Origin of the sequence: Lacticaseibacillus zeae DSM 20178 = KCTC 3804, from assembly GCF_000260435.1 — a bacterium.
In the GTDB taxonomy this organism is placed as follows: Bacteria; Bacillota; Bacilli; order Lactobacillales; family Lactobacillaceae; genus Lacticaseibacillus; species Lacticaseibacillus zeae.
Genome location: NZ_BACQ01000077.1, coordinates 73,640 through 81,687, shown reverse-complemented (window position 1 = coordinate 81,687; position 8,048 = coordinate 73,640). Strand labels below are relative to the sequence as shown.

Sequence of the window (8,048 nt, the reverse complement as noted above, 5' to 3'; positions counted from 1 at the left end):
TGTTCATCTAAACGTGTTTGCTGACGCCTGAAACAAAGGGCCCAGCTAATCAATTAAGCAAAGCGCGTCTTAATTTTCATTCGTTTAACATCCTCAATCGTTTGGCATCCGGTTAGCTGCATGGCAATATTAATTTCCATTTTCAGATGATCGGCGACTGCCTTGACGCCTTGCCAGCCGCCAAGCGCCAAACCATAACTGAATGGCCGGCCAACGCCGACAAGATCTGCGCCAAGTGCCAAGGCTTTGAGCACATGCGTTCCACGCTGCACGCCGCCGTCAAAGATAATCGGTACCCGATGATCGACCGCAGCCGCAATCGCCGGCAACTGCTCAATCGCTCCAGGTGCTCCATCAAGCTGGCGACCACCATGATTGGAGACATAGATTCCTGCCGCGCCTGCATTTATGGCCGCAACGGCGTCATCAGGATGCTGAATGCCTTTAATAATAATGGGCAAGCCTGAGTAGCTGGCAAGTTTGTCGATAAGTGCCAAATCCAGTTTTTGCATGGATTCTTTGAACAACCCACCTGCGCCGACACCGGTTTGACCGCTATTATAGCCTTCCAGATTAGCTAACCGACCTTTCAGATGATAGTGATTCATGACGTCTTTTTCGCGATATCCACCCAGCGTTGAATCCGCTGTCAAAATAATTGCTAAAGCACCAGCGTTTTTGGCCTCATCGAGCAAGTATTCGCAATATGACCAGTCTTTTGGCATGTATAGCTGAAACATATATGGCGCACCATCACTGACTGCAGCAGTCTCGGCAATGGGTTTGGAGGCAAAAGTACTTTGTGACATCATAATGCCGGCTTCTTTTGCGCCTTTTGCCAAACCCAGTTCACCGCTCGAATGGGCCAGCGTGTTTCCGGCAATGGGGGCCGTTAGTAACGGCGAAGCCAGCTTAGCGCCCATGAAGGTTGTTGACTGATCTGGTTTTTCAACGCCTTGTAAGACACGTGGGAGCATCTCGACATCTTGAAACGCGGTGGTATTCCGGCGCATTGTATAGCCATCATCGGAACCTTCACTAATGTAGCCAAATTCGCCACGACCGAGCACCTTCTCTGCACGGCCTTCCAGACTTGCCAGATCCAACACGTCAATTGCGTTTACTTCACCGAAAGGATCGGTTTTAACTGCATCAATCATTGTTTGTTCCTCTTTTCCCTTGAGATCGGATCGTTTGGTTTGTCAACGACTTATGCCAAGTAGTCAATTAACTGATTGACATCGTAACGGTCGGTTTTCAGTGGTTTTTCCGCTGCTTTCCCGATTGCAATCGCCATGACCGGCACAAACCGTTTCGGATCCAGTCCCAACGTCGGAATGATGGTTTTAAAGTCATAACCAGACCAAGGATTGGCATCATAGCCGTGAGCACGCGCCAGCAAAAGCAGTTGCATGCCGACCATCGCGCCATCAATCGTTGCATCCAAGGTCAGGAACTCTGGTGAAGCATGTTCGTAAAGCGGTAAGAACGTATTGAAAATCTGGTCAAGTTTCTCTTTACTGATCTTGCCGGCTTCGTAAACTTTAGTCCAGACATCGCGATAGACTTCGTGCGACTGCGTGTCCCCTGCGATAAAAATAATGGCTGAACTCGTATCGATTTGCGGATAGTTGAACTTCATGGCCGCTTTCTTCAATTTTTCTTTTGCTTCCGGTGTATCGATGATGACAAAATGCCACGATTGCAGATTGCATGCCGAGGGTGCGGTGGTTGCCTGCTTGATCATCTCTTGCAGTTCATCTCGGCTAATCTTGACGTTGGAATCAAATTTCCGCACTGAATGGCGGTCAAACATCACATTGGCCAAATCGTTGTTCGTTAACTTTGGTGCTGCTACTGTGTCTGTCATTTTAAATTACCTCATTTCTTATATAAATATATTAATCGTTTTCATTCAAATAATATAGGTGGTCGCTAACGGATTCATCATGCTGCGGTCATAACGACCTGTGATTAGGTAAGGAGCTGTTTTTTCAGCATCGACTTGGTCTAGATGCAGCGTTTTGACCATCGTTGATGTTGCAAAATGGTACCACATTGCCCCGAGTGGTTTGAGAACCGGCAGTTCGCCAAACGGATCATCTTCAGTTGAATCGACTTTAATTTTCAACTTACCGGGTTCAACACGATCAGCGAGTGACTGCATTTGCGTCGCAACCAACTCAACGTTCGTAAAGTGATTCGCTCCCTGATCGTCTTGATTCAGATCATAATTGAAGAAAAAGCTATTCATTTCTGATGGTTTGTTCAACGCAAACTGGCTGCCAAAAGTTTTCAGTATTGACGGATCGTTTACGTCTCCTGCTTCCCAGTCCACCGTTAACAAGGTTTTCCCATGGCGGTCAACTGAAGCAGTTGCTTGGTTGTCATTGCGCCGTAGTTCGATGTGATCTGCCAGCTTCTTTGGAATACCTGCGCCTTCACGTCCGGCAACCAATCCTGCTTCGGCTCCTGGACCATGTAACAGCAATGTTAGAGGATAGGAACCTACCATTTTGTCTTGATAACTGACGAGCGCAAATAGTGTTTGTTCTAGATAAGGTCCACCAAAACTGGGTTTCCCCATATGAACTACATATCCGCAAACAATCGGTGCAACCAATTTCAACGGTTTCGGAATGAGTTTAGCTAGTACTTTTTCATCGGTAGCATAAGCAAAACTGATCCCTTCTTGGTCATTCATGCTTGGCAAATTCAGAAAATTCTTAACGTCTGTCTGTGACACAACATAGCTCGACATGTTTAACGACTCCTTTCAAAAAGCACAAGTTACATAATGCCGTCCATTACGTGAACATCTGGCGCACCATGCTTCACAATGCGATTAACCCGATCCAAAATCAGTGGATTGAATTGCGGGTGGGTCAGAATATAGAACTGATTGTCTTCAAGTGCTTTGAAAACGGTCGCCGCAATAGTATCAATTGGCATGCCGTTCGTAATCACGTACTTGGCAAATTGCTGCCCTTTCAAAAACGCTTCACTTTGATAGTAAGGGTCACTTGGATCGCTGTATTGTTTAGGACGATGTTGTTCTGTGTGGTAAAGATCGGTTTGGACAAAACCCGGACACATGACATGCATCTCAATATCGGCTCCTGCCCGTTGTAAGTCGTATGCTGTCGCCTCGGTCAAACCGACACTAGCAAACTTACTAGCGTGGTAGGCAGGCATTCCTGGCGTGTCAACCAGTCCGGCAATCGAAGCAACGTTCAGGATAGCGCCATGCGTTTTCCGTGCCATCATAATTGGAATGATTCGCTTCATGGCATAAACCTGGCTCATAACATTGACGTGCAGGATCCATTCCCAATCGCGCGTTGGCAATTCCCACATCCGACCAGGTAAAGCAATACCAGCATCATTAATCAGTAAATCAATTTGTTTAAAAGCCTGTAACGTTTGGTCAATCGCTCCATTAACTGCCGATTCTTTGGTCACATCAGCTGGAACCATGATAGCGTCTGCACCTAGGGCAATCACCATTTGATAAGTTTCGTTAAGTGACGCATCGTCAATGTCGACCAAGGCCAGCTTCATCCCCCGCTTAGCACCTTCCTCGGCAATCACCCGACCAAATCCGTGAGCAGCGCCGGTAATGAACATGACTTTGCCTTTAAATTCTTTCAATGTTAACAACCTCCTCATGACTTTCTTAAAAAGCAAATCGTAATATTCGCATTTCCGAATACGCCTTTACGATAGCGCTTTCAAAAAGTATGATGAAGAGGTAGTTTGCACAGGAATGAGCAAGTAGTTTTGTCAGCTTTTGCCAATTGTCAAAAGTGTGGATATGCTGCACTTTAAGGAAAATACATGAAACTAAAAACTTTTTTGCATCGACTTGAAACGACGATGCCCATTATCGTTAATAATATTGCGGCGAACCCTGAAGTAACCAACATGTATCTAGATCCAATACCCGTTAGCAAAGGCGCATCTGATGTTATTCACGTTACTGTTTCACCGCAAAACAAAATACAAATGACCGTCTATCTTGACGGCTGCATCAAGCCAGTCACTTGTGCGCAATTGCCAAATGCCTCTGCGGAGCAGCTGACACAACTCTTTGATCGCGCCAGCAGTTTATTAGCACCAACAGCTGAATTGCAAGATCAACTAACTCAGTTGGCAATTAAAGCGATCACCGTCGATTTTAAAACGATTTTTGACCAAAGTGCCCGTGCACTAAATAATCCGTTAGTCATCGTTAACCTTCTAGGCCAAGTCGTTTTAAAAGCAGTGCCCAACCCTGCTAATCGGCAGCAACTTACAACAGTCTTGAACGCTAGCCAGTTGTCTCTACCTCTCAAGCATCTTCATGTTGTCTCAAACAGTTCCCAGATCATAATGCCCACCAGCAATGGCCTTCATCTTCCTTTGCTCTTTCTGCCACTCGCATATCACAATGACGCGCTCGGGTATCTGATCATGCCAGCGCTAACGACAGCTATCAATGCCATCCAGATTGCAAAAGTAAACGGCCAAATAAAAGTCATTATCAGCTCGCTGGTCAAAAATAGGGTCATGCCAACTGCAGCTTCCAAACGTGATTACTTGCTGACTATGTTGTTAACTGAGCAGCAAACCACAACATTTGCCGCTCAATTTGCACGTGAAAATGCAACACTGCCTGCGAGTATGGTCTTAATCAAAGCTGAACCGCAAGCCGGTCAGTCCCTGGCAAGTTTGAAAGAACGGCTAAAGTATCTCCTAACACCGCTCTTCAGCCAGGTGCTCATCACTATCTACCACCATCATTGTTTAGTACTTATTTCAATCGATTTACCAACTTATAATAGCTACCCATTCAAAGCCAAGTTAATCGATGTTGCCAATCGCGCAGACTGCCGCCTGATTGTTTCGAATCAATATACGCATCCAGAAGACACGATTGCAGCCTACGCGGTTTGCCGCAGAACCGCTAAACTCAAACTGCCGCACACTCCGGTTGTTTTTTGTGAAGATGCCTTCTTTGATTTACTGTTAGCGCAGGTAGACCACGTCGAAATTCTGCCTTTTTTCATCAATCCCGCGGTCAAAACTTTAATGGCTTACGATGCGGACAACAAAACCGAATTAGTGAGGACGCTGGATGCCTATCTTGAATATGGTGAAAATCTTACTCACACCGAAAAACACCTTTACATTCACTTCAATACATTGCGCTATCGTCTTAATCACATAAGCGAGTTGACTGGACTAGATCTAAAAGACGCTGAAACCTGTTTTAAGCTCGGTGCCAGCTTTAAGGTCCGGCGCTATTTAGAACATCGGCAACTCCTCACCCACCACCCCAAGTAACACCGCATCCACAGCGTCGTTGAGCCAATTACCGAGTCGAATCAGTTGCTTTTGCTTCCTAATCAGCCTATGTTTACGGCGAAGGGAGTTGATTGCATGCAAATTCATTTTGACGAAGGTGCCATCGACAAGATCAAGCCGCATTTGGATCCGGACAAGAAACTGCTTTTGACCTTTGAAGACGGCGTTGGTCCTTATTCACAACACGCTATGATTCATATGCAGGTGCAGTTTTCACTGAATGTGGTCAAAGCCAGTGATCCGGCAACCGACTATGATACGAAAATTGATAGCAACCTCGGGCCGATTCTGATCAAGGGTTACTCACAAGAAGATTTAAATGCGCATATGAACGTTCACTTTAATAAGACACTTAATACGTTGATTTTAAGCGGTGATGGCGGCGATATTGATACGAACATGGGCTTTATCGACTTCACGGAAGCCAATGGGGTTCGCAATAATCCAGCCCGTTAATCGTCGTATCAGGATTTTGTCACCAAACGTTGTTTAAAAAGTGACTGAAATTTAAAAGCAGCCGTTCCAAAAGCTATTTCAAGCTTCGGAACGACTGCTTTTCGTTTGCCATCATTTGGCAATTAAGCTCCACGCGGCTTATTTGGTAGCGTCACAACAAATAAGGCACCGTGGGGATGGACGTCTTTGACTTCAATGTGACCATGATGAATCGTCACAATCCACCGGGCGATGGCCAATCCCAAGCCACTGCCGCCAGTTTGCCGGCTGCGCGAAGCATCTTCGCGATAAAAGCGTTCAAAAATTCGGGACTTATCAGCATCGGCAATGTTCGGCCCTGAATTGCCGACAATCAGCTGCCAATCCCGCGGCGCTTGCGTGACTTCGACCCAAATTGAATCACCTGCTTGCGTATATTTGAAGGCATTGTCTAGCAGAATCACCAGCAATTGTTTGATCCGAGCTGCATCAAACCAAGCATGGCCATCTGGCGGCAGCTTGGTCGTAAAGGACTTGTCCTGACTTTTGGCAATGTCATGATAAGACGCCAGCTGTGGCGCTAAAGCCTGATCAAATCGCAGGTCAGTTAACTCGATTTCGATGGTGTTGCTGTCAGCCTTGGCGATCGTCAACAAATCATCGGTCAATTGCCGCAAACGTTTGGTCTCGCCCAACGAAGTCGCAATCGCTTCGCTTTCATCGATAATGGTCGCTTGCGGTTTTGTCAGCAGAGATTCCTGTTTGCTTTGAATCACGGCCAGCGGTGCTCGCAGTTCGTGGGCGGCATCCGCAACAAAATCCTGTTGCCGTTGCCACGACCGCACAATCGGCCGCATTGCCCGCGTCGATAACCAATAAGATAACCCCAATGCCAACGCCCAGAATAAAATAATCGTCACAATCAAAACCTGCCGAAACGAGCGAATAGCTGCTTCCTGGGCATCGGTGTTCTGCAAAATCAATACATAATGCCCGGCATATTGTGGATCAGCGGCCGTCTGCGGCACTTTGACCAATAATGTCCGAAACGTGCCGGTCGAGGTCGCTAAAGTCTGTAGTTTGTTAAGCGCCTGCCGATCCAATTTCAGTTTCTTGAAATACGCATAAAAGCGTTCGCCCAGCATGGCTTGATTAATAATTTTGCCTTTTTTATTGAAGACCACCATATTCATCCGAAACGAAATCGGCCGACTCCCTCCCGGCTGCCGTGGCGCGCTGGGCGTCGTCATCCCTGTTGCCGGTTTGATGATCATGGTCTTTTGCTGCTCTAACGTATGGTCAATATCTTGATAAACCGAGCGTTCATACAGAAAAAAGACGATCAATCCCAGCACCAGGAAAAGTCCGGCGAAACTCAGCAGCTGGCCGATAAATAAGCGCCGTTGCTGCCGTTTAATTCCTTTATCTGCATTCATTCACGGCCCTCCGGTTCTTGAAAAATATAGCCAACATTGCGAATGGTTTTAATCCAGCCGTCAACTTTCAGCGGTTTTAACTTTTTGCGTAAGTTCGACATATAAACTTCGACCACACTCACAGCGGTTTCGGAGTCAAAGCCCCAAAGTCGATCGAAAATCTGATCTTTCGTGATAATAGTTTTTTGATTCTGCAGCAAATACACGAGCAAGTCGAATTCCTTACCATTTAACGAAACGGGTTGCCCATTGATCAGCACCTCATGGCGATTTAAATACACTTCGTATGGCCCAGCAGTTAAGCCATCAGCATCAAAAAAGTGTCCAGTGCGTTTCAACAACGCCTTGAGCCGCATAATGAGTTCTTCGCGGTGAAACGGTTTGGTGAGGTAATCATCCCCGCCTAATTCAAACCCGCGCAACTTATCGGCAAGTGCATCCTTAGCCGTCAAAATAAGCACCGGCGTTTTCACCTGCTTGGCGCGCAACTGCTTGAGCAAGTCGAAGCCATTTAATTCCGGCAGCATGATGTCCAGAATAATCGCATCAAACACGCCTTCCTCCGCCTGATACAAACCATCCGCCCCGGTTAACGCGGCTTCAGGTTCGGCAAAGTCCCGAATGAAGTCAACAATGCTTTCATTCAAATCCGGATCGTCTTCTATGACAAGAATTTTTGGTTTAACCGTCATTTTTTACTCCTAATTATTTGAGTGAGCGTGAGCTGGCGCACTTAGAAGTCTGCGCCAGCAAATGTGTTAGGGCCGATCACCTCAACCACTATTTCAACCTAACACGCCAACCATAAAACCTTCTTAAGAAAAAACGTGC

The 8,048-nt window shown here is 46.4% G+C and carries 8 protein-coding genes; 2 read left to right on the top strand and 6 right to left on the bottom strand.

Translation table 11 applies throughout. The annotated features are described in order from the left end of the window. Positions 1–53 precede the first annotated feature (53 nt). The 4 genes from GSO_RS14475 to GSO_RS14460 are packed head-to-tail and all read right to left on the bottom strand — an operon-like array spanning position 54 to position 3,651. Positions 54–1,160 (bottom strand): alpha-hydroxy-acid oxidizing protein, encoded by a 1,107-nt coding sequence (locus GSO_RS14475; RefSeq protein WP_010493585.1) that lies wholly within the window; start codon positions 1,158–1,160, stop codon positions 54–56. 50 nt (positions 1,161–1,210) lie between these two features. Continuing rightward, a complete protein-coding gene (locus GSO_RS14470) occupies positions 1,211–1,870 on the bottom strand; it encodes a nitroreductase family protein (RefSeq protein WP_010493583.1) in 660 nt (219 codons plus the stop codon). A gap of 45 nt (positions 1,871–1,915) precedes the next feature. Beyond that, positions 1,916–2,761 carry an acetoacetate decarboxylase family protein gene (locus tag GSO_RS14465; protein WP_010493581.1) on the bottom strand — a complete coding sequence of 282 codons (846 nt, stop codon included), beginning with the start codon at positions 2,759–2,761 and terminating at the stop codon, positions 1,916–1,918. A gap of 29 nt (positions 2,762–2,790) precedes the next feature. Beyond that, the gene (locus GSO_RS14460) at positions 2,791–3,651 is read right to left on the bottom strand and encodes an SDR family NAD(P)-dependent oxidoreductase (protein WP_010493580.1); all 861 of its coding nucleotides are present in this window, start codon (positions 3,649–3,651) and stop codon (positions 2,791–2,793) included. 186 nt (positions 3,652–3,837) lie between these two features. Here GSO_RS14460 and GSO_RS14455 point away from each other — a divergent pair, with 186 nt between their 5' ends. Further along, positions 3,838–5,325, top strand: coding sequence for a PucR family transcriptional regulator (locus GSO_RS14455; RefSeq protein WP_010493577.1), 1,488 nt, complete (start codon positions 3,838–3,840; stop codon positions 5,323–5,325). A 96-nt stretch (positions 5,326–5,421) separates the two neighbouring features. Continuing rightward, entirely contained in the window at positions 5,422–5,802 is a 381-nt protein-coding gene (locus GSO_RS14450) for an iron-sulfur cluster biosynthesis family protein (protein WP_010493575.1), read from the top strand. A gap of 122 nt (positions 5,803–5,924) precedes the next feature. Here GSO_RS14450 and GSO_RS14440 read toward each other — a convergent pair whose 3' ends face one another. Beyond that, positions 5,925–7,217, bottom strand: a complete 1,293-nt coding sequence (locus GSO_RS14440; RefSeq protein WP_010493573.1) for a sensor histidine kinase — start codon at positions 7,215–7,217, stop codon at positions 5,925–5,927. Then, positions 7,214–7,909: a response regulator transcription factor gene (locus tag GSO_RS14435; RefSeq protein ID WP_010493571.1), complete on the bottom strand. Its 696-nt coding sequence runs from the start codon at positions 7,907–7,909 to the stop codon at positions 7,214–7,216. The genes GSO_RS14440 and GSO_RS14435 overlap by 4 nt, the downstream gene beginning before the upstream one ends. Positions 7,910–8,048 lie beyond the last annotated feature (139 nt).

Bases quoted from the DNA above. Each gene is read 5' to 3' on its own strand.
- GSO_RS14475 (WP_010493585.1), bottom strand. From the start codon at position 1,160: ATGATTGATGCAGTTAAAACCGATCCTTTCGGTGAAGTAAACGCAATT.
- GSO_RS14435 (WP_010493571.1), bottom strand. From the start codon at position 7,909: ATGACGGTTAAACCAAAAATTCTTGTCATAGAAGACGATCCGGATTTG.
- GSO_RS14440 (WP_010493573.1), bottom strand. From the start codon at position 7,217: ATGAATGCAGATAAAGGAATTAAACGGCAGCAACGGCGCTTATTTATC.
- GSO_RS14465 (WP_010493581.1), bottom strand. From the start codon at position 2,761: ATGTCGAGCTATGTTGTGTCACAGACAGACGTTAAGAATTTTCTGAAT.
- GSO_RS14450 (WP_010493575.1), top strand. From the start codon at position 5,422: ATGCAAATTCATTTTGACGAAGGTGCCATCGACAAGATCAAGCCGCAT.
- GSO_RS14470 (WP_010493583.1), bottom strand. From the start codon at position 1,870: ATGACAGACACAGTAGCAGCACCAAAGTTAACGAACAACGATTTGGCC.
- GSO_RS14455 (WP_010493577.1), top strand. From the start codon at position 3,838: ATGAAACTAAAAACTTTTTTGCATCGACTTGAAACGACGATGCCCATT.